24 protein-coding genes and 1 tRNA gene are annotated in these 22,523 nt (G+C 58.7%); 15 read left to right on the plus strand and 10 right to left on the minus strand.

Going from position 1 to position 22,523, the window contains the following annotated elements:
* Window positions 1–148: 148 nt before the first annotated feature.
* Together AC0V6K_RS01450 and AC0V6K_RS01455 are read left to right on the plus strand one after the other, a co-directional pair.
* Window positions 149–412 carry a hypothetical protein gene (locus AC0V6K_RS01450; protein ID WP_472624070.1) on the plus strand — a complete coding sequence of 88 codons (264 nt, stop codon included), beginning with the start codon at window positions 149–151 and terminating at the stop codon, window positions 410–412.
* A gap of 89 nt (window positions 413–501) precedes the next feature.
* Window positions 502–1,173 carry a DUF6969 family protein gene (locus AC0V6K_RS01455; protein WP_472624072.1) on the plus strand — a complete coding sequence of 224 codons (672 nt, stop codon included), beginning with the start codon at window positions 502–504 and terminating at the stop codon, window positions 1,171–1,173.
* Here AC0V6K_RS01455 and AC0V6K_RS01460 read toward each other — a convergent pair.
* Window positions 1,170–1,925, minus strand: coding sequence for a TlyA family RNA methyltransferase (locus tag AC0V6K_RS01460; protein WP_472624074.1), 756 nt, complete (start codon window positions 1,923–1,925; stop codon window positions 1,170–1,172). The two genes, AC0V6K_RS01455 and AC0V6K_RS01460, sit on opposite strands and share 4 nt — an antisense overlap.
* Before the next feature lie 34 nt (window positions 1,926–1,959).
* Here AC0V6K_RS01460 and AC0V6K_RS01465 point away from each other — a divergent pair, with 34 nt between their 5' ends.
* The gene (locus AC0V6K_RS01465; protein ID WP_472624076.1) at window positions 1,960–2,541 is read left to right on the plus strand and encodes a hypothetical protein; all 582 of its coding nucleotides are present in this window, start codon (window positions 1,960–1,962) and stop codon (window positions 2,539–2,541) included.
* Window positions 2,542–2,987: 446 nt separating this feature from the next.
* Here the strand turns inward: AC0V6K_RS01465 and AC0V6K_RS01470 are convergent, their stop codons facing one another.
* Complete coding sequence (locus AC0V6K_RS01470; protein WP_472624078.1) at window positions 2,988–3,692, minus strand: SPOR domain-containing protein; 705 nt, start codon at window positions 3,690–3,692, stop codon at window positions 2,988–2,990.
* Window positions 3,693–4,273: 581 nt separating this feature from the next.
* Here AC0V6K_RS01470 and AC0V6K_RS01475 point away from each other — a divergent pair.
* From AC0V6K_RS01475 to AC0V6K_RS01500, 6 genes are all read left to right on the plus strand, one after another.
* Entirely contained in the window at window positions 4,274–4,879 is a 606-nt protein-coding gene (locus AC0V6K_RS01475; protein ID WP_472626197.1) for an aminotransferase class IV, read from the plus strand.
* A complete protein-coding gene (locus AC0V6K_RS01480) occupies window positions 4,876–5,598 on the plus strand; it encodes a hypothetical protein (RefSeq protein ID WP_472624080.1) in 723 nt (240 codons plus the stop codon). Before AC0V6K_RS01475 ends, AC0V6K_RS01480 begins: the two co-directional genes overlap by 4 nt.
* Window positions 5,595–6,506 (plus strand): oxygen-dependent tRNA uridine(34) hydroxylase TrhO, encoded by a 912-nt coding sequence (trhO, locus tag AC0V6K_RS01485; protein ID WP_472624082.1) that lies wholly within the window; start codon window positions 5,595–5,597, stop codon window positions 6,504–6,506. The genes AC0V6K_RS01480 and trhO overlap by 4 nt, the downstream gene beginning before the upstream one ends.
* A complete protein-coding gene (locus tag AC0V6K_RS01490; RefSeq protein WP_472624084.1) occupies window positions 6,499–7,167 on the plus strand; it encodes a glutathione S-transferase in 669 nt (222 codons plus the stop codon). The genes trhO and AC0V6K_RS01490 overlap by 8 nt, the downstream gene beginning before the upstream one ends.
* Before the next feature lie 54 nt (window positions 7,168–7,221).
* Window positions 7,222–7,617 carry a hypothetical protein gene (locus AC0V6K_RS01495; protein ID WP_472624086.1) on the plus strand — a complete coding sequence of 132 codons (396 nt, stop codon included), beginning with the start codon at window positions 7,222–7,224 and terminating at the stop codon, window positions 7,615–7,617.
* A 77-nt stretch (window positions 7,618–7,694) separates the two neighbouring features.
* Window positions 7,695–8,078 carry a hypothetical protein gene (locus AC0V6K_RS01500; protein ID WP_472624088.1) on the plus strand — a complete coding sequence of 128 codons (384 nt, stop codon included), beginning with the start codon at window positions 7,695–7,697 and terminating at the stop codon, window positions 8,076–8,078.
* Window positions 8,079–8,080: 2 nt separating this feature from the next.
* On the opposite strand, the gene AC0V6K_RS01505 is transcribed toward AC0V6K_RS01500, so the two are convergent.
* The gene (locus tag AC0V6K_RS01505) at window positions 8,081–8,989 is read right to left on the minus strand and encodes a LysR family transcriptional regulator (protein ID WP_472624090.1); all 909 of its coding nucleotides are present in this window, start codon (window positions 8,987–8,989) and stop codon (window positions 8,081–8,083) included.
* A 159-nt stretch (window positions 8,990–9,148) separates the two neighbouring features.
* On the opposite strand from AC0V6K_RS01505, the gene AC0V6K_RS01510 reads away from it, so the two are divergent.
* From AC0V6K_RS01510 to AC0V6K_RS01520, 3 genes are all read left to right on the plus strand, one after another.
* Window positions 9,149–9,877 carry a pirin family protein gene (locus AC0V6K_RS01510; RefSeq protein ID WP_472626199.1) on the plus strand — a complete coding sequence of 243 codons (729 nt, stop codon included), beginning with the start codon at window positions 9,149–9,151 and terminating at the stop codon, window positions 9,875–9,877.
* 85 nt (window positions 9,878–9,962) lie between these two features.
* Entirely contained in the window at window positions 9,963–10,553 is a 591-nt protein-coding gene (locus AC0V6K_RS01515) for an FMN-dependent NADH-azoreductase (RefSeq protein ID WP_472624092.1), read from the plus strand.
* Between the two features lie 48 nt (window positions 10,554–10,601).
* Window positions 10,602–11,030, plus strand: coding sequence for a DoxX family protein (locus tag AC0V6K_RS01520; RefSeq protein ID WP_472624094.1), 429 nt, complete (start codon window positions 10,602–10,604; stop codon window positions 11,028–11,030).
* A 68-nt stretch (window positions 11,031–11,098) separates the two neighbouring features.
* Here the strand turns inward: AC0V6K_RS01520 and AC0V6K_RS01525 are convergent, their stop codons facing one another.
* Window positions 11,099–11,344, minus strand: coding sequence for a hypothetical protein (locus AC0V6K_RS01525; RefSeq protein ID WP_486172534.1), 246 nt, complete (start codon window positions 11,342–11,344; stop codon window positions 11,099–11,101).
* Between the two features lie 161 nt (window positions 11,345–11,505).
* Complete coding sequence (locus AC0V6K_RS01530; RefSeq protein ID WP_472626201.1) at window positions 11,506–13,563, minus strand: NAD(+) synthase; 2,058 nt, start codon at window positions 13,561–13,563, stop codon at window positions 11,506–11,508.
* Between the two features lie 434 nt (window positions 13,564–13,997).
* On the opposite strand from AC0V6K_RS01530, the gene yghU reads away from it, so the two are divergent.
* The 3 genes from yghU (at window position 13,998) to AC0V6K_RS01545 (ending at window position 16,501) form a co-directional block, all read left to right on the plus strand.
* Window positions 13,998–14,864 (plus strand): glutathione-dependent disulfide-bond oxidoreductase, encoded by an 867-nt coding sequence (gene yghU, locus AC0V6K_RS01535; protein ID WP_472624098.1) that lies wholly within the window; start codon window positions 13,998–14,000, stop codon window positions 14,862–14,864.
* Between the two features lie 99 nt (window positions 14,865–14,963).
* On the plus strand, window positions 14,964–16,346 hold the full coding sequence (locus tag AC0V6K_RS01540; protein WP_472624100.1) for an MFS transporter: 1,383 nt from the start codon (window positions 14,964–14,966) through the stop codon (window positions 16,344–16,346).
* An 80-nt stretch (window positions 16,347–16,426) separates the two neighbouring features.
* Window positions 16,427–16,501 (plus strand) — tRNA-Gln (locus AC0V6K_RS01545).
* Window positions 16,502–16,522: 21 nt separating this feature from the next.
* Here the strand turns inward: AC0V6K_RS01545 and AC0V6K_RS01550 are convergent.
* The 5 genes from AC0V6K_RS01550 to AC0V6K_RS01570 all read right to left on the minus strand — a co-directional run bounded on the left by AC0V6K_RS01550 (window position 16,523) and on the right by AC0V6K_RS01570 (window position 22,420).
* Entirely contained in the window at window positions 16,523–17,488 is a 966-nt protein-coding gene (locus tag AC0V6K_RS01550; RefSeq protein ID WP_472624102.1) for an NAD(P)/FAD-dependent oxidoreductase, read from the minus strand.
* Between the two features lie 31 nt (window positions 17,489–17,519).
* Window positions 17,520–18,506 (minus strand): L-histidine N(alpha)-methyltransferase, encoded by a 987-nt coding sequence (egtD, locus tag AC0V6K_RS01555; RefSeq protein WP_472624104.1) that lies wholly within the window; start codon window positions 18,504–18,506, stop codon window positions 17,520–17,522.
* Window positions 18,507–18,510: 4 nt separating this feature from the next.
* Complete coding sequence (egtB, locus tag AC0V6K_RS01560) at window positions 18,511–19,731, minus strand: ergothioneine biosynthesis protein EgtB (protein WP_472624106.1); 1,221 nt, start codon at window positions 19,729–19,731, stop codon at window positions 18,511–18,513.
* Window positions 19,732–19,832: 101 nt separating this feature from the next.
* A complete protein-coding gene (locus AC0V6K_RS01565; protein WP_472624108.1) occupies window positions 19,833–20,861 on the minus strand; it encodes a GGDEF domain-containing protein in 1,029 nt (342 codons plus the stop codon).
* A gap of 173 nt (window positions 20,862–21,034) precedes the next feature.
* Window positions 21,035–22,420, minus strand: a complete 1,386-nt coding sequence (locus AC0V6K_RS01570; RefSeq protein ID WP_472624110.1) for a class II 3-deoxy-7-phosphoheptulonate synthase — start codon at window positions 22,418–22,420, stop codon at window positions 21,035–21,037.
* Window positions 22,421–22,523: the final 103 nt, after the last annotated feature.

Here is a 22,523-nt window from a genome sequence, read left to right on the forward strand (position 1 = left end):
TGAAGAAACATCCCAATCAACATTCGACATTGCGCGACTTTCTGATAGCGTCGCCACATTCTTGCCGCGATTCGGGACGTGCCGAGGCAAGAACCTCACTAACAACGTCCTGCCCACTGAGGGGCTTAAACTTAGGGGAACTAGTTCAATGAAAAAGAATTTTGCATCGATGCTCGCTGTCGCTGGCGGCCTTGCTCTGACCACCGCTGCTTGCAACGCACCGGCTGAAGAAGCTGGCGAAGAAACCACCGAAGAAACCGCAGCTGACGAAGAAGCCAACGAAACCGCTGAAGGTTGCGAAGGCGAAGGCTGTGAAGCTTCTTGCGAAGGTGAAGGCTGTGAAGCTTCTTGCGAAGGCGAAGGCTGCGAAGCTGAAGGTTGCGAAGCTGAAGGCTGTGAAGCTGCTGAGTAATCGCACAGTTTGATCATCTGATCAGATAAAATTCGGCCGGTGGTAACTTACGTTGCTGCCGGCCGAATTGATTCTATACCCCGTGCAATATGACAAAGCCCGATATGACCCCGATCAAAGCCGCCGAAACTGTTATCGAAACCATCACACAGATGGCGCAAGAACAGCGCCCCTTGATGCTGCGCGTGGTGCCGGAAGAAGGGGCGACGTTCTGGACGCATTACCCAAAGAAAGATGCGCGCGATAAGTTCTGCAAATCACGCTGGTATTATCACGTCCACAAGCCGGGCAAGCGGGACATAGACGAACACGGCCACTTCCACCTGTTCCTGCACCGCACCCAATTGCCCGAAGGGTTGGAGCCAAAAGTTTGGCCACCGCAGCGCGAAGATGCCCGCGCTCATGTGACCCACCTGGTCTGCCTGTCCATCGACACCAGCGGCATCCCGAAATCGTGGTTCACGGTAAACCGCTTTGTGACCAACGAATTTCTGTTCCCCGCGGAAACGATGATTGAGCACCTGCCCGACTTCAACGTCGATCACACCAAGGAAGACGATCTGGTCAACCGCTTCGTCACCGCCATGGTCGCGCTGTATCGGAATGAAATCGCCCAACTGTTGCGTGAGCGCGATGCGAAGCAGGCCGAGCTTGAGGCCGAACACGGTCCGGACGGATACGAAAAGGCGAGCGGCATCGAAGTGCTCTCACAAATCCCGATTGATTTGGATGCGAAGCTCAATTCGCTGGATTGGGATTAGGACCTTTTGGCTGAGATCAGAAACTCAACATTGCCCTGAGGTCCGGTGATCGGACTTTCGACGATCCCTTCAATATCCCAGCCAAGTCCCTCCAACCACTCGCGAACTTCAGCGCAGACCCGTTCGTGCAAGGCGGTGTCTCGAACCACACCGCCCTTGCCTACCTCTTCGCGCGCGACCTCGAACTGCGGTTTGATCAATGCAACCAACTGGCATTGCTTCGCCGCCAGTTCGAGCGGGCGTTCCAGCACTTTCGATAGGCTGATAAAGCTCGCATCGCACACCACCCAATTGACCGGCTGATCGATCTGCTCAGGCGTCAGAATGCGCGCGCTGGTCCGCTCGTACACCGTAACGCGCGGGTCCTGCCGCAGCTTCCACGCCAGCTGGTTCGTCCCACTGTCGACGGCGAAGACATGCTCTGCACCGTTGGTCAGAAGCACATCGGTGAACCCACCCGTCGAACTGCCCACATCCATGGCCACCGCGCCGGACGGATCGAGAACGAAGTGTTCAATCGCATGGGCAAGTTTGATCCCGCCGCGGCTGACCCAAGGGTGATCACGCCCGCGGACTTCAAGAGGCGCATCTTCGGGGATTTGCTGACCTGGCTTCTCTATCTTGCTCTCGCCGGAAAAAACCGTGCCCGCCATTATCAAAGCCTGCGCGCGCGTGCGGCTTTCAACCAGCTCACGTTCGACGAGCAGGTGATCGACACGTTTCTTTTTGGAGGATTTGTTCGGTTTGGTCATGGACGAGACAGGCGTTAGCGCGCATTTAGGCGGTATGAAAGCGATCTACCTTCACGCCGTCGGCGCCATTGCCCTCACCTTCACTCTGGCAGCCTGCGCATCGAACGCAGTGCCCGATGTCGCTGTACCCGCGCCTGCCCCTGTTGCAACTCCATCGCCGACACCTGCACCAGTCGTGGTGGCGCCGCCTGCACCCATATCGCTGTCGATCGACCCCACTGAATACACCAACTTCGCCGACAAACCGCACACGCCCGGGACTTGGTTCTACAGCCAGACGAGCGCCGACAGCCGCGCTGTGTTCGGCACCTCTGCGCGCGACGCAGTTTTTATGATGCGCTGTGACAAGGCGGCGCGTCGCATCAGCCTCAATCGCCCAACCACCCTTCGCGGCGAGCAGAAAATGCGGGTCGATACCGAGACGGCCTCGCTCGAATTCAATGCAAACACGCTGGGTGAAGGCAGCATCTTGGCCGCCGAGTTCGCGGCGAGTGATCCGATCCTTGATGCAATGGCAATCACCAAAGGGCGCTTTGCCGTCACCAGCCCGCGCGCGACGCCGCTCTACATCCCCGCATGGGTCGAAGTGAGCCGCGTGATCGAAGACTGTCGCTAACCCTGCCCCCGATTCTATACATTAATATCCACAGGCTTCTGCACAGCCTGTCCACATGCGCACGCGCTGCGCCTCCGGAATCAAAAAAACGCCCGAGGGGAACCCCGAGCGTCTAAGCCAAATCTCATCTGGCGAGGCCGGAGAGTATGACGTGGGAAAACTAAAATTCAAGTCTTGTCATCGCACCCGCTCCGACTCAATTATGTGCGTGAGGCCAGCGGCGAACGCGGCACTCGGCCCCCGGTGATACGGCAGGGTCTTGGCTTACAAGCGCGAAAGGAGGTGATCCGATGTCTCATGGTTCAGTAGAGAGGTCGGCAAGTTTCCGCGCGAGGTATATTCGGTGATCTAGACACCGAGTAAGACTTCGTGAGCGGCGCTTACCGCCGCTGACCATGAAAGGGCCGGACTTCCTACGGGCGAAGTCTGGCCCTTTTCATTGGCCTCTATTCGGCATCCCGCGGATAGCCCAGCCCCATCTGCACGATCGAGATTGCCTTCTGGTTCACGATCTCGTCGTCCGATGACAGCTCCACATCTCCGGCCAGACCGTCAGAGTAATCGAAATTGTCCCAGTCATAAGTCAGCGTCATCTGAATGATGCACTGGCCGTTCTTATCCAGCTTGCCTTTTTCAAAGCTGCTCACTGCGCCGCCATAATCCCATTCGAACCCGTAGAACTTCACCGGTTGGCCGTTCGCCGCACGCACTTTCTCAAGCGTATCGCCCAATTTCAGGTCTTTGATATTCCAGGACGAGCCTTCAGAAACCCGAACGAAGTCCAACTTCGTGCGCGCCTCGTCTTCAAATCCGATCTCGACCACAAGTTTGGGGTCGCCGTCCCAGAGGATGATACCGGGAATTTCCATTCCTTCCGGTCCGCCTAATGTCTCAAGCTTGGCGTTGTCACCAAACCGATCCATGATCGTTTTGGCTGTATCGCCAACTCTCGCCGGGTATCCGCAGGTCAGATCTGTCGCAGGCGTTGGCCCTTCGGCCGTATCTTCTGGCTTTTCCGCTGGCTTCGGATCGGCAGCCGCCGGTTCAGAGGTCTCAGGCTGAGTCGGTTCGACCGGCGCCTCTGCCTCTGTCTGGTTGCATCCCGTCAGCAACGCGATGGTGATGATGGACGCAAAACTCTTCGACAACATTGAAATTCCCCCACGGTTTAAGGTCTCAGTTGTAGCACCCGATTTCATCGCGGCAATCGGGCACTGATCTCTTGCCCCGCTCGCCGCACAAGACTAATCGCCAAAGCCATGCAGTTCACACGAATTCCTCACCCTGCCCCGACGCACGATAACGTGCGCAAAGCCGCGATTGCCGATCCCGGTTTTGGCACCGTGTTCACCGATCACATGGTCACCATTGACTATGATGAGGCGAAAGGCGGATGGCACAACGCGACCATCGGCCCGCGCGAGAAGATCGCGCTCGATCCTGCCGCTTCGGTGCTGCACTACGCGCAGGAAATCTTCGAAGGGATGAAGGCGTTCCAGCATGAGGATGGCGGCATGTGCCTGTTCCGTCCCGAGGAAAACGCCCGCCGCTTCAACGCCAGCGCGCGTCGTATGGCCATGCCGGAAATCCCTGAGGCGCTGTTTCTCGATGCGGTGAAGCTGGCAGTAGAGACCGACGCGGACTGGATGCCACCGGTCGAAGGCGGCTCGCTCTATATCCGTCCGTTCATGTTCGCCTCCGAAGCATTCCTCGGCGTGCGTCCGGCAAAGCAATACAAGTTCGTCGTCATCCTCGTTTCCAGCGGCAATTACTTCAAAGGCGGCGTCAATCCGGTGAAGATCTGGGTGTCGCAAGATTACGTGCGCGCAGCCCCGGTGGCACTGGAGCGGCCAAGACTGGCGGCAATTACGCGGCATCACTCGTCCCGCAGGCCGAAGCCATTTCGCATGGCTGCGATCAGGTCGTCTTCCTCGATGCGGTCGAGAAGAAGTGGATTGAGGAACTGGGCGGCATGAACCTGTTCTTCATCCGCGACGATGGCAGCGTCATCACCCCGCCGCTGACCGGCACGATCCTGCCCGGCATCACCCGCGACAGCCTGATTGCGATGCTGCGTGAGGAAGGGCTGGAAGTGCGGGAGGAGCTTTATTCCATCGACCAATGGCGCGAGGAAGCGGAGAGCGGCAAACTGCTCGAAACCCTCGCCTGCGGCACCGCTGCAGTGGTCACGCCGGTCGGCACCGTCGCCTCACCCGATGGCGAATTCACCATCGGCACCGGCGGCATCGGCCAGATGGCCAACAAGATGCGCGAGAAGTTAGTCGGTGTACAAAATGGCGCGATCGAAGACAAACACGGCTGGGTAATGCGGGTATGAAAGCCGTGTTGGGACCACTGCTTGTCATTCTCGCCACTCCGGCATCGGCGGATGTATCCTCCGGGTTTGACATTCAAAGCGCGGTTCTTGCCGAAGCGTTTGACCCTGAGAAACTGTTTCAAGACGAGTATGGGTTCGCTCCGCTTCTCACGATCCGATATTTAGGCGATGATTGGGACTATCCTGTCTATGCTCTAGCTCTCTTTAAGGGTTGTCACGTCGATGATCCCGAGGGCGACCGTTCGTGTAGGAACCGTTTGCAGGCTCGCATGATCCGCGCGCCCTATGATGGCGAGCCAGAGCGTCAAAGGTGGCGGGGAACCCGATTGCTGGGCAATCTTGCGGAACGCGGGATCAGTTCACTCGAGGAATTACGAGAAGCACTCGATCAAGGCGCAGTTGAGTGGATGCAGGCCGATCTTGCTGATTGTCCCGCTGCGCTAAGCCATGCGCGCAGCACAGATGATATCAGCTGGTTCAGCGAGCCGCTGGTCACCGACCCAAGTGATGAAATTTCGATCATCATCCACTATGATACCGCCTCGGTCCGCTTTCGCCCGAATTACTTTACAGACTTCCGATATGACGGGCACATCGAAGAAGGACTACCGAGCGGCTGGGCAACGGACTTTGCGTCGAAACTAGAAGATTGCTGGGAGCCCGCCACCGCCAAACCCCCTTGGCGTCGAATTCCCATTGAAGACCCAGACGAGGAATGACTAAATCCCTCCAAGTCGCAGCCCTCTACCAGTTCACGCCGTTCAATGATCCGGCGGCGCTGAAAGACCCGCTGCTCGCCCAATGCGAAGCTGTTGGCGTTAAAGGCACGCTGCTGCTCGCGAAGGAAGGTATCAACGGCACCATTGCGGGGACTGACAACGCCATTGCAGCGGTGCTCGATCACATCCGCCAGCTCCCCGGCTGCGCGAACCTAGAGGTCAAATTCTCGACCGCCTCGGACATGCCATTCCACCGCATGAAGGTGCGGCTCAAGCGCGAGATCGTCACTATGGGCGAACCCGACATCGATCCGCGCGCGAGCGTCGGTCGCTATGTCGATCCGCAGGACTGGAACGCTTTGATCGCGGACCCGGATACGGTCGTGATCGACACGCGCAACGATTACGAAGTGGCCGTCGGCACGTTTGAGGGCGCTGTAGATCCCCACACCACGAGCTTCCGCGAATTCCCCGCATGGTTCCGTGAACACCGCGATGACCTGCTTGAGGGCAAGAAGAAGGTCGCGATGTTCTGCACCGGCGGCATTCGCTGCGAGAAATCGACCAGCTTCCTGCGCGCCGAGGGGATTGAGGATGTCTATCACCTCAAAGGTGGAATTCTGAAGTACCTCGAAACAGTGCCCGAGGAAGACAGCACATGGCACGGCGACTGCTTCGTGTTTGACGAGCGGGTGACGGTGAAACACGGCCTTGAAGAAGGCGATTATTCGCTGTGCCGCGCGTGCCGCCGCCCGATCACTGATGAAGAGATGGCCTCTTCCGCATACAAGGACGGCGTAAGCTGCCCGCACTGCATTGACGAGAAAACGCCCGAGCAACGCGCCCGTTATGCCGAACGGCAGCGTCAGCGTGAATTGGCAAGACAGCGTGGGAAAAACGATGACTGAACCACGAGGTATCCTGTATTCGTTCCGCCGCTGCCCCTACGCGATGCGCGCGCGCATGGCGCTTTGGATCGCAGGCGTTCCGGTGATCCTGCGCGAGGTAAAGCTGGCCGACAAACCGCCGCAGTTGATCGAAGCCTCTCCCAAAGCGACGGTGCCTGTGCTGGTCACGCCCGACGGGGTGTTTGACGAAAGCATATCGATCATGCGCTGGGCACTGGCTCAGAACGATCCCGAAGACTGGCTGGCGGGTGATGACGACGCCTTGATTACGCGCAATGATGGTCCATTCAAACACGCGCTGGACCGCTACAAATACCCCACTCGCTACCCTGAAGAAGCAGCGGGAGACGAAACCACCTTCCGCCTCGATCACCGTTCTGCCGGTCTTGCGGTCCTGAACGATCTCGACGCGCGTCTTGGACCACGGGCTAACCTGTCCGGCGATGAACGCACCCTCGCTGACGTGGCGCTGTTCCCCTTTATCCGCCAATTCGCGAACACCGATCGCGACTGGTTCGACGCGCAAGGTCTCCCGCATCTCCACCCGTGGCTCGAAGCGCATCTTGCCAGCGATCTGTTCAAGTCGATCATGCCCAAATTCACACCTTGGAAAGCGGGGGATGATCCGATCATCTTCGGGCCGGGCTGCACGACTGGTTAGAGCCATACGAACCAGCAAAGGTAATCTTAAGAACAAGGGATTATCCGTAAGTGCATGGAACACCTTGAACCGACATCGACAATCTCGAGCGACATCGCGCGCGGTGAAATCCACTTCGCGGTTGCCGGTTTCTGGGATCTGGACCGCATGGGCTCTTTCCTTCGGGGCTTGAGCAAAGAGTCTCTGCCGCTGGTGGAGCAGAAAAGACGTATCCATGCCTTTGGCGATATGACCGATTTTGTCCCCCAAACCCGAGAAGCGGGTGAGGCCATCCGCGACCATCTGATGATGTCGAAATCCTTCGGGCTCACACGTGTGGCGATCCTCAACGCCGCCTCGCTTGTCATGCTCCAATACAAGCGTTTGAGCGAGGGTCTCGAAGTCGAGTTTTTTGAAAGTAAAAGCGAAGCCCTTACATGGCTACGACGCCCCTATGCAGACGCTGCCTAACCGCTTTGCTCTGATCAAATTTCTTAACTCCTCTTAGGTACGGTCCCACGCGACGGCGCAGGAGGGGATCACGATCAATGCAAAGTCGAGACAACAGCTACACGATTTCTGCCGACAATGATCGGCGCGAATTGCGCTACGCGATCTCGGGATTCTGGGATCAGGAAACGATGCAGGCTTTCTTGGTCGAGCTTGGCCGCGCGGCCAAACCATTCATCGAAAGCGGGGCCCCGTTCGCTGCAATCGGCGACATGAATGACTTCGTGACGCAGAACCGCGAGACAGCCGACGCGATCCAGAACAGTCTAAGCCTTGCCAAGAAGAATGGGCTTGATCGTTTGGCCTTGGTTGCCGCGTCTCCGCTGGTCAAATTGCAATATCGCCGCCTCGCCTCGGAACTTGAGCTGGAATTCTTCGAAACGACCACCGAAGCCAGCATATGGGCGCAGCGTACCCGCTGAACTCAGCCGCTAAGCCCTTCGCGGAATGCATCGATCAGCCAGCTGGTCGCAGGACCCAGCTTCGTATCGCGGCGCCATAGCGCGCTGAGTTGATACGCCGCTTCGCCGGGCTTTTCCGGCAGGTCCAATTCTACCAACCGTCCGCGCTCCAGATCACCTGCGACCATTTCACGCGGCATATTGCCCCAGCCCAGCCCCTCTTTCAGCAGGGTGTGTTTCGCGCCCAAATCACCCAATCGCCATGTCTCTGGACTGAGGACAGAGAACTCGCGATCTTTCGTCAGCGAAGACCGGTCTGACAGGACCAGCTGGAGATATTGGCGGCTAGTGCCTGGCTTCGCCTCCCCGTTGGCGACCGCAACCGTTAGAGGATGGTCAAGCGCGGCGACCGGCACCAACTCCACCGATCCCACCACTTGACGCTCCAGCGCCGGATGGTCGGCGATCACTGGCCCGCCAATCGCCAACTCGGCTTCCTTGTCGAGAAGACAGGCCGCCACTGCACCCAGCCCTTCAATATTGAGCGAGAGAGCAACGGTTGGGAACATCTGCCGGAAATCACGCAGCACCTTTGCAGTGACTTCACCGGGCACCATCACATCGATCACCAGACCGACGCTCGATTCCAGACCGGCATGGAGGCTGCGAGTTTTGGCAAGTAATGCGTCAACCCGGTCACTAACACTACGCGCTTCGGCGAGCAGCCCCTCACCCGCTTCGGTCAGCACCGGTTTGCGCGAGCCTTCCCGCTCGAACAGGGTCACGGCCAGCTGAGCCTCCAACTGTGCAATTCCATAGCTGATCGCCGAAACCGCACGGTTCATAGCCCGCGCCGCGCCGCCAAAGCTGCCATGCTCCACTACGGCAAGGAAGATGCGGAGCTGATCAAGGCTGGGGTCACCGAGCTTCATCGCAGCCCTTATATTCAGATTATCTGAACATTTCGAGCAGTTTTATCACACTTATCCGAGCAAACGAGTCCGCCTATCTCCGACTTCAACAGAGCGAGGCCGATCCACAATCCCTTGGACAGCCCACTCCGAAACAGGAGATATGCAATGACACAACCCATCATCGAACTGCGTCCGTTTGAGAGCCTTGGTGCCGCCAATCACGGTTGGTTGGATGCCCGGCATCACTTCTCTTTCGCAAGCTATCACGATCCGGCTCGCGTGCAGTGGGGTCCAATCCGCGTCTGGAACGATGACACCATCGCACCGGGCACCGGCTTCCCTACCCACCCGCACAACGACATGGAGATCATCACCTATGTCCGCAAAGGCGCCATCACCCACCGCGACAGCATGGGCAATGAAGGCCGCACCGAAGCCGGCGATGTGCAGGTCATGAGCGCAGGCACCGGAGTGCAGCATTCGGAATACAATCTGGAAGACGAGGACACCACTCTGTTCCAGATCTGGATCATTCCGAGCGAACGCGGCGGTGAGCCAAGCTGGGGTGCCAAGCAGTTCCCCAAAGGCGATCGTGCCGGTCAGTTCGTGACACTCGCCAGCGGCAATGTGCCGACGGGCGCCGCTGACGATAGCGCGAATGACAACACTCCGTTGCCGATCCGCACCGACGCGAAAGTGCTCGGCGCAACGATCAAAGCGGGCGAAAGCGTGACGTACGACATCACCTCGGAACGGCGCCACCTCTACCTCGTGCCGGCCACCGGCAAGGTGCGCGTCAATGATGTCGAAGCAAACGCTCGCGATGGCGTGGCCATCACACGCGCCGAAGCTGTGACCATCACCGCGCTGGAAGACAGCGAAGTGGTGCTGGTCGACGCAGCCTAACCCTACAGAGCCAGCCGGGACGTATCCCCATCCCCCTCAGCCCGGCTGGCTCACCCCTTTTCCCTTCCAATTCGGAGAATTCCCAATGTCCAATGTCCTTCATATCAAAGCCAGCATTCGCAGCGACGAAAGCGTTTCGAACACACTCGGCAACATCATTATCGATGGTCTGAAAGCCAAAGGTGCAAACGTCACCACGCGTGACCTATCCGCCAATGACATTCCATTCGTTGACGGCGCTCGTTTTGGCGCCAACCTGACCCCCGCTGCCGATCGGACGGCTGAGCAGGCCGAGCTCGCTGCAATTGCCGACACTCTGATCACAGAACTGCAGGACGCCGACACGATTGTGTTCAGCGTGCCAGTCTACAATTTCGGAGTGCCAGCCGTGGTCAAAGCCTGGGCCGATCTGGTTGCCCGCGCGGGCACTACCTTCAACTACACAGAAAACGGCCCTGTCGGCGCGCTGACCGGCAAGAAGGCCTACATAGCAGCGGCATCAGGCGGCACGCCGATTGGCAGCGATATGGACTTCATGTCGAGCTGGTTGAAGTTCTTCCTCGGCTTCATCGGCATCACCGACGTCGAATTGGTTGCGGCCGATGGCATCATGGGCGCTGGCGGCGAAGAGACAATCGCCAAAGCCAAGGACCAAGCCGCTGCTCTGGTCGCTTAAGCAGCCTTCCAGCTCACCGTTTCAACTATCTTCCCCAGGAGAACTATCATGACCGCAATCGCTCAAGACAACAGCCCGCTTCCGGCATCATCTCAAACAGGTTCGCAAGACGCATTGGCGCTCGCCGCGCGGCTTCTTCTCGCTGCGCTGTTCATTCTCGCAGGTGTGAACAAAGTCGGAGGTGCCGAAGGAACCATCGGCTATATTGCCAGCGTCGGCCTGCCGTTCCCGCAAGTTGTTTTTGCCGGAACCGTCGCGCTGGAAATCATCGGAGGTCTGTTCTTGGCAGTCGGACTGAAGACCCGTTACGCCGCAGGAGCGCTGGGACTGTTCAGCATCGCTTGTGCCATCGTCTTTCACAATGACTTTGCCGACCAGATGCAGATGACCAGCTTCCTCAAGAACCTCGCGATTGGCGGCGGCATGTTTGCGATTGCCGCATTCGGACCAGGCCGTTTTGCGCTTGATCGGAAGTAAGTAAAATCAAACCATGCAAGATGAGAGCCGGGTCGTCTTTGGGCGTTCCGGCTTCTTCTTGTTGGAAGTCAGTCCGCTTGCTCAGCCAGCGCGTTCAGTTCTTCCTGGCTCATGTAAGGCGAGTTCGGAGCGCAAAAGCGGACCGGATTGTCATACTCGTCATAACCCAACTCAAGCGTATAGCCGTAGTCGCAGCTGGTCGGGCCATAGGCCGATTGATAGGTGTCTTGCTGCGCAGCGCTTGCCGCGACCAACGCCACCGTTGCGCCTAAGGCAAAAGACTGCATCTCCTCAACCGTACAACCGCTGACCATCACCGCCGCTGCCCCGCAAACCAAGATTCTCGCTTTCCTGTTCATCGCCACCATTCCCCTGTGTGATTTGCACCTGTGTGGTTACACCCGGATACAAATGGAGATGGGGCACTGAACCGATTGTGAGATCGGCTGGCAGCCTCTGTTCAGGTTAGCTGAAGTTAGTCTTTGGGAAGGCTCTCGCGCAATTCTTCGAGCCACACATCGGCCACCGCATCGGATGGCGCGCGCCAGTCTCCGCGCGGAGACAATGCGCCAGCCGAGCTGACCTTTGGCCCGTTGGGAAGCGCGCTCCGCTTGAATTGCGAGAAGCCGAAGAAGCGCTTCAGGAACTTCTCAAGCCAATCAGCGATGGTGGCGAGATGGTATTGGTTTTTGCGCTCATCGGGAAAGCCCGCGGGCCACAGGCCGGATTTCGCATCTTGCCAAGCATGCCACGCCATGAATGCCACTTTGCTGGGGCGCTGCCCGTATCGGATGATGTGGTGGAGGAAGAAGTCGTTGAGCTCATACGGCCCGATCTTCTCCTCGGTGCTCTGGATTGTTCCATCGGCATCGGCTGGCACCAGCTCGGGCGAAATCTCTGTATCGAGCACCGCGCCCAGCACCTCACCGCACGCATTCGAGAACTGCTCGGTCTCAATCGTCCAGCGGATCAGATACTGGATCAACGTTTTGGGCACGCCAGCATTGACGCCGTAGTGGCTCATATGGTCGCCTACGCCATAGGTGCACCAGCCCAGCGCCAGTTCTGAAAGATCGCCTGTGCCGACGACGAAGCCTTTATGGTGACCCGCCAAGCGGAACAGGTAGTCGGTGCGAAGACCCGCTTGCACGTTTTCGAAGGTCACATCGTATTGGGGCTCACCGTCCGCAAACGGGTGATCCATATCCTCCAACATCTGCCGCGCGGCGGGTTTGATGTCGATCTCCTCCGCGGTGATCTCCATCGCCTCCATCAGCTTCCATGCGTTCGACTTGGTGCCATCCGAGGTGGCGAAGCCGGGCATGGTATAGCCGCGAATGGTGGTGCGCGGCAGGCCAAGCCGGTCGCAGGCCTTCGCCGCGACGATCAGCGCGTGAGTGCTATCGAGCCCGCCCGAAATACCGATGACAAGGCTCTTGGCATGCGTTGCGGTGATCCGGCGCATCAAAGCATCAACCTGAATGTTGAACGCCTCGTAGCAATCATCGTCCAGCGTCTGCGTGTTGTTGGGCACGAAGGGGAAGCGGCGGATCGGGCGGTTCAGCCCCGTATCAACCCCGGCAAAGGCATGCTCGAACACGACGCGGCGGAATGAATCCTCGGGCCGGTCTTGGGCTTCGGCGGCATCGCTGAAAGTCTGGTTGCGCATCCGCTCGGCGGCGATGCGGTCTAAATCGACATCGACCACGCAAAGCTCCGGCTCCAGATCGAAGCGCGTACTTTCTGCGAGCAGGTCGCCCATTTCATAAACCACGCCCTGCCCGTCCCAACTCAGGTCGGTGGTGCTCTCTCCATGGCCGCTGGCCGAATAGACATAGGCGCAGATGGAGCGTGCACTCATCGAGCGGCAGTGCAGATGGCGATCATCCGCGCGGCCAATGGTGATGGGAGAGGCGGAGAGGTTGCACAGGATCTGCGCCCCGGCGAGCGCCGCGAGCGTGCCCGGCGGGTTTGGCGCCCAGAAGTCCTCACAAATTTCTACGCCAAAGGTAAAGCCCGGCAGGTTCCCAGCCGAAAAGACCAGATCGGTCCCAAACGGCACTTCTTCACCGGCAACCGGGATCCACAGATCCTGACAATTGCGGCCATGGCTGAAATGCCGTTTCTCGTAGAACTCGCGATAATTCGGCAGGTAGGATTTGGGGATCACACCCAGCAGCTCACCACCCGCGATCACCAGCGCGCAATTGTAGAGCTTCCCCGTGCGGCGCAGCGGGGCACCAATGACGAGCACCGGCGAAAGCTTGGCCGATGCCTCGACCACCTCAGCCACCGCCTCTTCCACACGATCCAACAGCGCGTTCTGCATCAGCAGATCGTCAATCGCGTAAGATGACAGGCACAGCTCCGGAAACACCACCAGATCGACATTCTGCGCATGTGCCTTCTGCGCCTCGGCGATCACACCAGCGGTGTTGTGCGCCACATCCGCCGTGCGATGCGCCGGCGTTGCCGTGGCCACGCGAACAAAGCCGTGCGTGTGCATGTCATAGAAGGGGTGCGTATCACTCATGGGCTGAGCTTTCTTTGCGGGTGGTTCGTTTTCGGGGGCGGGTTCAAGCCAGTCAGCGGGATCGCAAATGCCAAGGTCTGCAAGGCGTTTCTGGACCTTGGGCCGCGCGACCTTGCCTTTGGCTTCCCAGCCATAGACGGTGCGGCTGGGCCAAGGCGGATCACCCTCAAGCCCGCCCACGCGCGCGCCAAACTCCTCCGCCGAAAGCGGCGGATCATGCGCCTCTCGCCACAGGCGAATCTTGTGTCCAGCCAAGTGCATGCAGACGTCAGTATCCTTTTGGGATACACGGTGCAAGTGTTGTGGAAAGCGACCAGTCAAGGATGGCTTTCAGCGCGCAAAGCAAAACCGCACGCCGCGCTGACTTGCGCTCGTAACCGTGATGCCCCACCTCTCGAAACAACAAAGAGAACACCAACAGGAGGCACCCGTACATGGCAGATCCAACCTACACTCCACCCGAAGTCTGGAGCGCCGAAACCGAGAGTGGAGGCCGCTTCGCCAGCATCAACCGCCCCACCGCTGGCGCGCGCGAGGAAAAGGCGCTGCCAGAAGGCAATAACCCCTTTCAACTGCACAGCCTCGCCACGCCCAACGGTGTGAAGGTCACGATCATGCTCGAGGAGCTGTTGGAGCTCGGCCATAAAGGCGCTGAATACGACGCTTACACCGTCAATATCGGCGAAGGTCAGCAGTTCACCAGCGGCTTTGTCGATATCAATCCCAACTCGAAGATCCCCGCCCTAGTCGACAAGAGCGGCGACACGCCGTTCCGCGTGTTCGAAAGCGGCGCGATCCTTGTCCACCTTGCCGAGAAGTTCGGCGAGTTCCTTCCGACCGATCCTGCCGAACGCGCCGAAGTGCTCAGCTGGGTGTTTTGGCAAGTCGGCACCGGCCCCTTCATCGGCGGCGGTTTTGGCCATTTCTACGCTTATGCGCCTGAGAAGTATGAGTATCCGATCAATCGCTACGCGATGGAAACCAAGCGGATTTTCGACGTGGCAGACAAGCGTCTTGGCGAAACGCGCTTCCTCTCCGGAGACGACTACACCATCGCCGATATGGCAAATTTCCCGTGGCTTGCGCCATTCGTGGCGGGCACGATCTACAATGAGGCCAAGACTTTCCTCTCGATCGACGAATACAAAAACGTGGGCCGCTGGGCGCGTGAGATTGCCGCACGTCCCGGTGTCCAACGCGGGCGGATCGTCAACAAGGCGTGGGGCGATGAAAGCGAACAATTGCTTGAACGCCACTCAGCTGCCGACTTTGATGGCAAGACGCTCGACTGGTCTTTCTGACGCTTGATCGATAGCTTACGAGAATGGGCTGGAAGATTCCGCTAGATGTTGGCGGGCTTCCGGCCCATTGTCGTGTTAACGATCCCACAGGAGTAAGCATTGCCAACAGGCTCATCTGACCAAGTGCGCCTCGGCGAGAAGCTCGGCTATGGCGTGGGTGATCTTGCTTCGGGCTTGATGCTCAACTTCTTTGGGTTCTTCCTCCTCTACTATTTTGTCGATCAGGGTGGCCTTGCCCCGGCAGCCGTCAGCCTGATGTTGCTCATCACCAAGCTGATTGACGCCTTCACCGATCCGATGATGGGCGCAATTGCTGATCGCACACGAACGAGATGGGGTCGATATCGTCCTTACCTCCTGTTCGGCGCTGTGCCTTTGGGTGTGTCGATGGTGCTGATATTCAGCGCACCAGCAGACCTGAGCACAACCGCGCTGCTGGTTTGGGCTTATGTCACATACACTCTGTGCATGCTTGCGTTCACCGCCGTGAACGTGCCCTATGGCGGCCTGTTGGGCGTGATCTCGCCGTCGTCTCAGGTGCGCTCCAACGTCACCGGTTTCCGCATGTTCTTCTCCGCGAGCGGCGGCATTCTTGTCGGGGCACTGGGGACGACATTGGTGCGCGAGCTTGGCGGCGGAGACGAACGGCTTGGCATGCAGCTTACGATCACCTGCATTGCCGCAGTTTCAATATTCTGCCTGCTTACCGCCTTTGCGACCACCAAAGAGCGTATTCCGCCGACACAGGAAAACGGCTCGCTCAAAGGCGATTTGGGCGTACTGCTGAGTTCGATCCCATGGATCGTGGTGGCGATTGCAGCAATCCTCGGCGTGACATCAATCGCAGCACGCGCTGCATCGGCCCCGTTCTTCTTCAAATATGTGGTAGGCGACGATGGAACGCCGGTGTTCCTGTTCTTTGACCGCGCCGCCTTGTTCTTGACGGCGCTTGCTCTGGGTCAAGTCTCGGGCGTGGTTTTGGGCGCGATCCTGCAAAGGCGTTTTGAGAAAGCGCACATGCTTATCGCGGCGGGCATCCTGAAGGGTACGATGATCACAGCATTCTATTTCCTGCCACTCGATGCGGTGTGGGAGCAGACAGGTGTGCAATATCTCGTCGGGATCGGCTTCGGAATTTTGATGGTCCTGTCGTATTCCATGTTCACTGACATCGCCGAGTACATCGACTGGAAGAACAACCGGCAGATGACGGCTTTGGTCGTCGCCGCTTCCGTATTCGGAGTGAAAGCCGGAATTGGATTTGGATCGTTCATCCCCGGCGTGGTTCTGGATCAAACCGGCTTCGTCTCGGGCGCGGAGCAAACGGAATTCGCGATTATGGGTATTCAAATTGCTTTTGCCCTGATCCCTGCTCTGATCATGATTCCGGCAGCAAGCGCCTTGTTGTTCTACAAGATTGACCGGGCCACAATTGCCCAGGTTGAAGCCGATCTCAGCGCGCGGCGCGGTACGCCGCTGTAGAAATTCGCTGATCGGCGCTCGCAGGCCCTTCACATCTGTGACAGCCGCGTTATAGAGCGCGCTCTCTTGCGAGAGACTGCTGGGGTGTAGCCAAGTGGTAAGGCACCGGTTTTTGGTACCGGCATTCGCAGGTTCGATCCCTGCCACCCCAGCCAACTTTCCCTAGATCGCTGAATTCAGCTTAACTCTGAATCGTCCGTTACGGCCTTTGCCAGTGCAGCGCCGGAGATAAACGCGCCTTCGACACGCGGAGAGTGCAGATAGTCGCCCGCAATCCCGATCTGGTGCGTCGGATCAAAACGGGCGGCTGCGCCTTCCACCTTATCCGGCATCGCATAAAGCCAGCGATGCGCAACGCAGTGGATCGGCTCGACGGGCTGGCAACCGGTCTGTTTGAAGAAATCCTCCAGCAAGATCGCCGCGACCTCTTCCTTTGGCACATCGAGATGACCGCGCGTGTGCTCTGGCGACGCATGGAGCACCCAGCACTCCTCCCCTGCCCGCTGCGGTTTCGCTGAATTGCGCGCGGCCCATGAAATCGGCGCGTCGGGATCGCGCAGTGTGTCCGCATCAATCGGCAAGCGCTTCGAAAACGCGGCCATGACCGCCCAGCAAGGCTGAGACGTTACGCCAGCAGCGATTGCAGCATAATCAGGTGCGGCCTCGTCGAGCAGCTCGCTTGTCTGTTCGGCGGGTATCGCGATCAGGATCGTCTCAGCGCAGAAACTTTCTTCTCCGGCCTTCGCGCACCAGTGATCGCCCGTGTGATACAGCCGCTCAGCGCGCACGCCCCAACGCACATCAAGTGCATTGGCCATGGCTCGGATCGGACCATTCATGCCTGGCACGCCAACCCAGGCATCATCACCCGCATCGGTCCACGGAGCCACCACGCCATCCCGATGCCATTCCTCGACCACCGCCGTGAACTCGGGATCGCGCACGGTGAAGTATTGCGCGCCATGATCGAACGACACGGTTTCTCCGGCGATCTCGGCACGCCGCGCGGCCATGCGCCCACCCGGCCCGCGCCCTTTGTCGAGCACGATGACGGATTTGTTTGCGTGTGCAAGACGGGTTGCGCAGGTAAGCCCTGCCATGCCCGCACCGATGACGAGAATGTCGCTATGATGTGATCCCATGCCACCCCAACGCGCGGGGCCGCGTGTAGTTTCAGGGCGCCGAACGTGGCGGCTTGGCCTCCGCTAGGATAAGCGAGAATCGCTGCTTGCTGTCGAGCCAACGCTTCTGCGGTTCCCATCCCCCTGCGAGCAGGAGCATGTTCGATGTGCGGCGGTTAAATTTGTGGCTGTTCTCGGTGTGGATCGTCTCGCCTTCCTGCATTGTGAAGGCACGACCGCTTACGCTGAAATCAAGCGCTTCACCCGCCACCAGATGCATTTCCACCCGCGCGTTTTCATCGTTCCAGCGCGCCTCATGGCTCAATGCGTCGATCGGAATGTCACCATCCAGCTCACGATTGATGCGGCGGATCATATTGGTGTTGAACTCGGCTGTGACGCCCGCTTCATCGTCATAGGCGGCGACGAGAACGTCTTCGTCTTTGATCAGGTCCATCCCGATCAGAAGCTGCGCACCTGTGCCCAGAGTCTCCCGCATGGAACGCAGCAGATCGACCGCGGTGCGCGCGACCATATTGCCGATGGTCGAACCCGGGAAGAAGCCGAGCTTGGGAAGCTCCGCCACCTCATTCGGCAGTTCAACCTGCCGCATAAAATCCGCCTCGACCGGATGCACTGCAAGGCCCGGAAACTTCTCCGCCAAATCCGCAGCGGCGGCTCGCAGGAAATCACCGGATATGTCGAGTGGAACATAGGCAGCAGGATCAATCGCACGCAGCAGCAACGGTGTTTTGACTGAGCTGCCAGAACCAAACTCCACGACCGCACAGCCCTTCGCAATTTGCTCGGCAAACTCCACCGCGCGCTCGGTCAAGATCTCTGTCTCGGCGCGGGTCGGATAGTATTCGGGAAGCTGGGTGATATCCTCGAACAATTGCGAGCCCGCATCGTCATAGAGCCAGCGCGCGGGGATCGCTTTCTGTTCTTGCGACAGGCCATCAAGAACATCTGCGCGGAACTTCGTGTCGATGCCGTCCTCATCGTGTTCGACCAGTCGCAGGCCCTTACTTGTCGTCATGGGATCAAATGTCCTTTGCCAGCCGCAGGCCCGTGAATTGCCAGCGCTGATGGGGGTAAAAGAAGTTGCGGTAGGAAGCGCGCGAATGGCCACGCACCGTCGCGCAGCTTGCGCCTTTCAGCACGAACTGACCGCTCATAAATTTGCCATTGTATTCGCCCACCGCACCCGTGGCGGGTTGGAAGCGGGGATACGGCAAATAGGCTGAGCGGGTGAATTGCCAGCAATCGCCAAACAGGTCGTTTGAGCCGCTTGGTAGCGGCGCAGCGGCGGCATCGAGTTGATTGCCCGTAGCCGCATCATGGCCTTGCGCAATCGCTTCCCACTCAAACTCGGTCGGCAAGCGCGCGCCTGCCCAAGTAGCGAAGGCATCCGCTTCGAAATAGGAGATGTGAGTCACCGGCGCGTTGGGATCGCGGGGTTGCCAGCCTTGATGCGAGAAGTGCTCGCCACGCCGCCAGTAGAGAGGCGCTGAGACATTGTTGTCCCGCACCCACGCCCAGCCGTCCGAGAGCCACAAAGATGCGGTCTGATACCCGCCTTCATCGATAAACTGGTCCCACTCGCGATTGGTGACCAATGTGCTGGCGAGCGCAAAGGGTTCCAGCAGGACGCGGTGCGCGGGGCCTTCATTGTCGAAAGCAAAGCGCTCGCCCGTATGGCCGATGCTGGCAATCCCGCCCGGGTGCTGGTGCCAGTCATTGTCCAGCGCTTCGCCCCGTTGCGGCTGCTTTTCCCACATCGCCACACCAAGCGGGTTCTGGAACAGTGCGTGCTTAATATCAGTCAGCAGCAACTCGATATGCTGCTGCTCATGCGCGATGCCGAGAGCGATCAGGTCAGCATGGGCCGGATCATCTAGCAGCGGTTCCATCGCGTTGGTCACGTGTGCGCGATAGTCGAGCACCTGCGCCAGCGATGGCCGCGACAACATGCCGCGCGAAAAGCGGCCTATCCGCTCCCCCTCCGCTTCATAATAGGAGTTGAAAAGGAACGGCCATTGCTCGTCGAACAGCCGATATCCCAGCGCATGATCGCGCAGCAGAAATGTCTCCCAGAACCACGTCGTGTGCGCCAGATGCCATTTGGCGGGCGAGGCATCTTCCATAGACTGGATCGTTGCGTCCGCATCCGAAAGCTGCTCGACAAGAGCCTCGGTCAAAGCCCGCGTGCGCAGAAAATTGTCGCGCAAATCAAAGCGATCCCGGCTTGCAGTATCTGGCATGGACTGGGGCACGCAGCCTCCCATATCTGGCCTTGGTGTCAGGCAGACATGCCCCAAAGATGCGTCAATTGAAAGTCACAGCGGAGCGGTGTGCCCATCTCCTACGCGGCTAGTCTTACTTGATTGCGGCCACCATCTTTGGCCGCATACAGCGCTCGATCCGCGCGGGAGAAGATAGTCAGCGAGCTATCACCTGGTTGCATATGCGCGCATCCCACGCTCGCGGTTACATCCGGGGTTCCGCCTTCTCCGGTTTGCAAAGCAATCGCGCGCCGCAATCGATCCGCGAGACTATGAGCGGTTTTCTGATCCGCACCTTCTACGATCCAGACGAATTCCTCGCCTCCCACACGGCCAACAAGGTCACTCGCGCGGGCCTGCGCCAAGGCAATTTTGCCAACCTTCTGCAGTACCTTGTCGCCCTCCGGATGACCAAAGGTGTCATTGACCGCCTTGAAGTGATCAAGATCGAACAGGATCATGGATAATCCTGCTCCTTTACGCCGGGCCTGCATCAAATACTGGTCCAGTTTGGCCATAACCCGGCGACGATTGGCGAGACCGGTCAAAGGATCGGTTTCTGCAAGCTCGCGTGCTTGGCGAGCCTCGACCAACGCTTCTTCCCGCGAAAGCTCGAGATCCCGCTGATGCGCCAATTGATCGGTCACGTCGCGGACAACGCCGACAACATTCGCAATGCCGCCGCTGGGATGACGTAAATTGTACGCTTGGACCAAAATTGATCGCGGCGCGCCAAGCCGGTCGATTATGTCGAACTCAAGATTGTAGGTGTCCGTTTCTGCCCGGTGGAGAAGCACACTGCTAACCAGATCGACATTGTTTGCAAAAAGCAGCGTTTCGGCATCGCCTTCCACAAAAGGCTCATCATCGTCGATACCGAATATCGCCTTCATACCACGCGACCATTCCTGTTCGCCGGTCGCCGGATTGTATTGCCAGACGCCCAGCTCGGCGATTGTTTCGGCCATATGGACGGTGCGCCGCATCTGCTTCAGCTTTCGCAATTGCGATTGCGCCAACAGCCCCTTGGCACGCACCTCTTTGCGAGCAGCAGAGGCGAAAAGCATCGCCACCACTGCAATCACAGCCAGAATCGAGCTGGTGATCAACAATGCCCCTTCGCCGAAGAGCAAATATAGGACTGACGGCGTAGTCTCGAATTTTGGACTGGAAGTGGAAGATGCAATCATGCTGTCTCGCTCTCGTTGACCAACAAGAGCGATAAACAGCTATCGTCACTACGCGGCTTATGCGCTGCTAGCGGAATTCACCTATAAAAGGTTCAGGCTGCGTCGGCAGCTGCTCCGGCATCGCGCGATGCGGCTTCGTCGTTCAGCATCTCCGCAATCAGGAAAGCGAGCTCCAGCGATTGCTCCGCATTGAGGCGCGGATCACAATGGGTGTGATAACGATCGCCCAGCGCATCATCGGTGATGGCCACCGCGCCGCCAACGCACTCGGTCACATCCTGACCGGTCATCTCGATATGGATGCCGCCCGGATGTGTGCCCTCTGCACGGTGCACAGCGAAGAAGCCCTTCACTTCGGACAAGATACGGTCGAACGGACGTGTCTTGTATCCGCTGTCTGACTTGATGACGTTGCCGTGCATCGGGTCACAGCTCCACACCACCGGATGGCCTTCGCGCCTCACCGCGCGCACCAGCTTGGGCAGGCCCTCTTCAACCTTGTCGTGGCCATAGCGGCTGATCAGGGTGATCCGGCCCGGCTCACGAGCGGGGTTCAGAGTGTCGAGCAGTTCAAGCAGCGCATCGGGCTCAAGGCTCGGTCCGCACTTCATGCCCAGCGGGTTGTCGATGCCCCGCGCAAATTCGATATGTGCGCTGCCCGGGAAACGGGTGCGGTCACCGATCCACAGCATGTGGGCGGAGGTCGCATACCAATCGCCCGTGGTGGAGTCCTGACGGGTCAGAGCCTCTTCATAGGGCAGCAACAGCCCCTCGTGGCTGGTGTAGAATTCGGTGCCCTGCAATTGCGGAACAGTCGCCGGGTCAATGCCGCACGCTTCCATGAAGTCGAGCGCTTCGCCAATACGGCCTGCGGTTTCGGCAAACTTGTCGGTCCACGAGGTACGGCCCATGAAATCGAGCGTCCACTGGTGCACACGGCGAAGGTTGGCGTATCCACCACCGGCAAAGGCTCGCAGCAGGTTCAGCGTCGCCGCCGCCTGGGAATAGGCGCGAACCATACGGTCGGGATCGTTACGGCGTTTCTCGGCATCGAATTCAATGCCGTTGATGTTGTCTCCCAAATAACTTGGCAGCGTTACATCGCCTTTGGTTTCCGTCGGAGAGGAACGCGGTTTTGCAAATTGGCCAGCCATGCGTCCGACCTTGATCACTGGTCGCTTGCTGGCGAAGGTCATCACAACCGCCATCTGCAGAAGCACTCTGAAAGTGTCGCGGATGTTGTTCGGGTGAAACTCGGCGAAGCTTTCCGCACAATCGCCGCCTTGCAGCAGGAACGCCTTACCAGCGGCAACCTCAGCAAGGTCCGCTTTCAGGGCGCGGGCTTCACCAGCAAAGACCAGCGGGGGATAGGCCTGCAGAGTAGACTCTGCCTGCGCCAGCTCTTCTGCGCTTTCGTATTGCGGCAAATGCCGTGCTTCGTGGGCTTTCCAGCCGTCGGGGGTCCAATTCTGAGCCACTGTAGTTTCGTTTCGTCCAATCAAATGTTTGAGGCCGCAATCTCCCAATCGGCCCGTGCCTTGCGCCGCGCGGGTACGGAGCAATGATCAATCTGTAAAGCCG

The sequence above is a fragment of the Erythrobacter sp. S43 genome (genome assembly GCF_057364955.1).

What these genes read in the sequence shown, in the direction of transcription:
- trhO (WP_472624082.1), top strand. Translation starts at nt 5,595, where the DNA reads ATGACTAAATCCCTCCAAGTCGCAGCCCTCTACCAGTTCACGCCGTTC.
- AC0V6K_RS01490 (WP_472624084.1), top strand. Translation starts at nt 6,499, where the DNA reads ATGACTGAACCACGAGGTATCCTGTATTCGTTCCGCCGCTGCCCCTAC.
- AC0V6K_RS01550 (WP_472624102.1), bottom strand. Translation starts at nt 17,488, where the DNA reads ATGGGATCACATCATAGCGACATTCTCGTCATCGGTGCGGGCATGGCA.
- AC0V6K_RS01520 (WP_472624094.1), top strand. Translation starts at nt 10,602, where the DNA reads ATGACCGCAATCGCTCAAGACAACAGCCCGCTTCCGGCATCATCTCAA.
- AC0V6K_RS01460 (WP_472624074.1), bottom strand. Translation starts at nt 1,925, where the DNA reads ATGACCAAACCGAACAAATCCTCCAAAAAGAAACGTGTCGATCACCTG.
- yghU (WP_472624098.1), top strand. Translation starts at nt 13,998, where the DNA reads ATGGCAGATCCAACCTACACTCCACCCGAAGTCTGGAGCGCCGAAACC.
- AC0V6K_RS01525 (WP_486172534.1), bottom strand. Translation starts at nt 11,344, where the DNA reads ATGGTCAGCGGTTGTACGGTTGAGGAGATGCAGTCTTTTGCCTTAGGC.
- AC0V6K_RS01530 (WP_472626201.1), bottom strand. Translation starts at nt 13,563, where the DNA reads ATGAGTGATACGCACCCCTTCTATGACATGCACACGCACGGCTTTGTT.
- AC0V6K_RS01455 (WP_472624072.1), top strand. Translation starts at nt 502, where the DNA reads ATGACAAAGCCCGATATGACCCCGATCAAAGCCGCCGAAACTGTTATC.
- AC0V6K_RS01450 (WP_472624070.1), top strand. Translation starts at nt 149, where the DNA reads ATGAAAAAGAATTTTGCATCGATGCTCGCTGTCGCTGGCGGCCTTGCT.
- AC0V6K_RS01465 (WP_472624076.1), top strand. Translation starts at nt 1,960, where the DNA reads ATGAAAGCGATCTACCTTCACGCCGTCGGCGCCATTGCCCTCACCTTC.
- AC0V6K_RS01495 (WP_472624086.1), top strand. Translation starts at nt 7,222, where the DNA reads ATGGAACACCTTGAACCGACATCGACAATCTCGAGCGACATCGCGCGC.
- AC0V6K_RS01470 (WP_472624078.1), bottom strand. Translation starts at nt 3,692, where the DNA reads ATGTTGTCGAAGAGTTTTGCGTCCATCATCACCATCGCGTTGCTGACG.
- AC0V6K_RS01515 (WP_472624092.1), top strand. Translation starts at nt 9,963, where the DNA reads ATGTCCAATGTCCTTCATATCAAAGCCAGCATTCGCAGCGACGAAAGC.
- AC0V6K_RS01505 (WP_472624090.1), bottom strand. Translation starts at nt 8,989, where the DNA reads ATGAAGCTCGGTGACCCCAGCCTTGATCAGCTCCGCATCTTCCTTGCC.
- egtB (WP_472624106.1), bottom strand. Translation starts at nt 19,731, where the DNA reads ATGCCAGATACTGCAAGCCGGGATCGCTTTGATTTGCGCGACAATTTT.
- egtD (WP_472624104.1), bottom strand. Translation starts at nt 18,506, where the DNA reads ATGACGACAAGTAAGGGCCTGCGACTGGTCGAACACGATGAGGACGGC.
- AC0V6K_RS01500 (WP_472624088.1), top strand. Translation starts at nt 7,695, where the DNA reads ATGCAAAGTCGAGACAACAGCTACACGATTTCTGCCGACAATGATCGG.
- AC0V6K_RS01480 (WP_472624080.1), top strand. Translation starts at nt 4,876, where the DNA reads ATGAAAGCCGTGTTGGGACCACTGCTTGTCATTCTCGCCACTCCGGCA.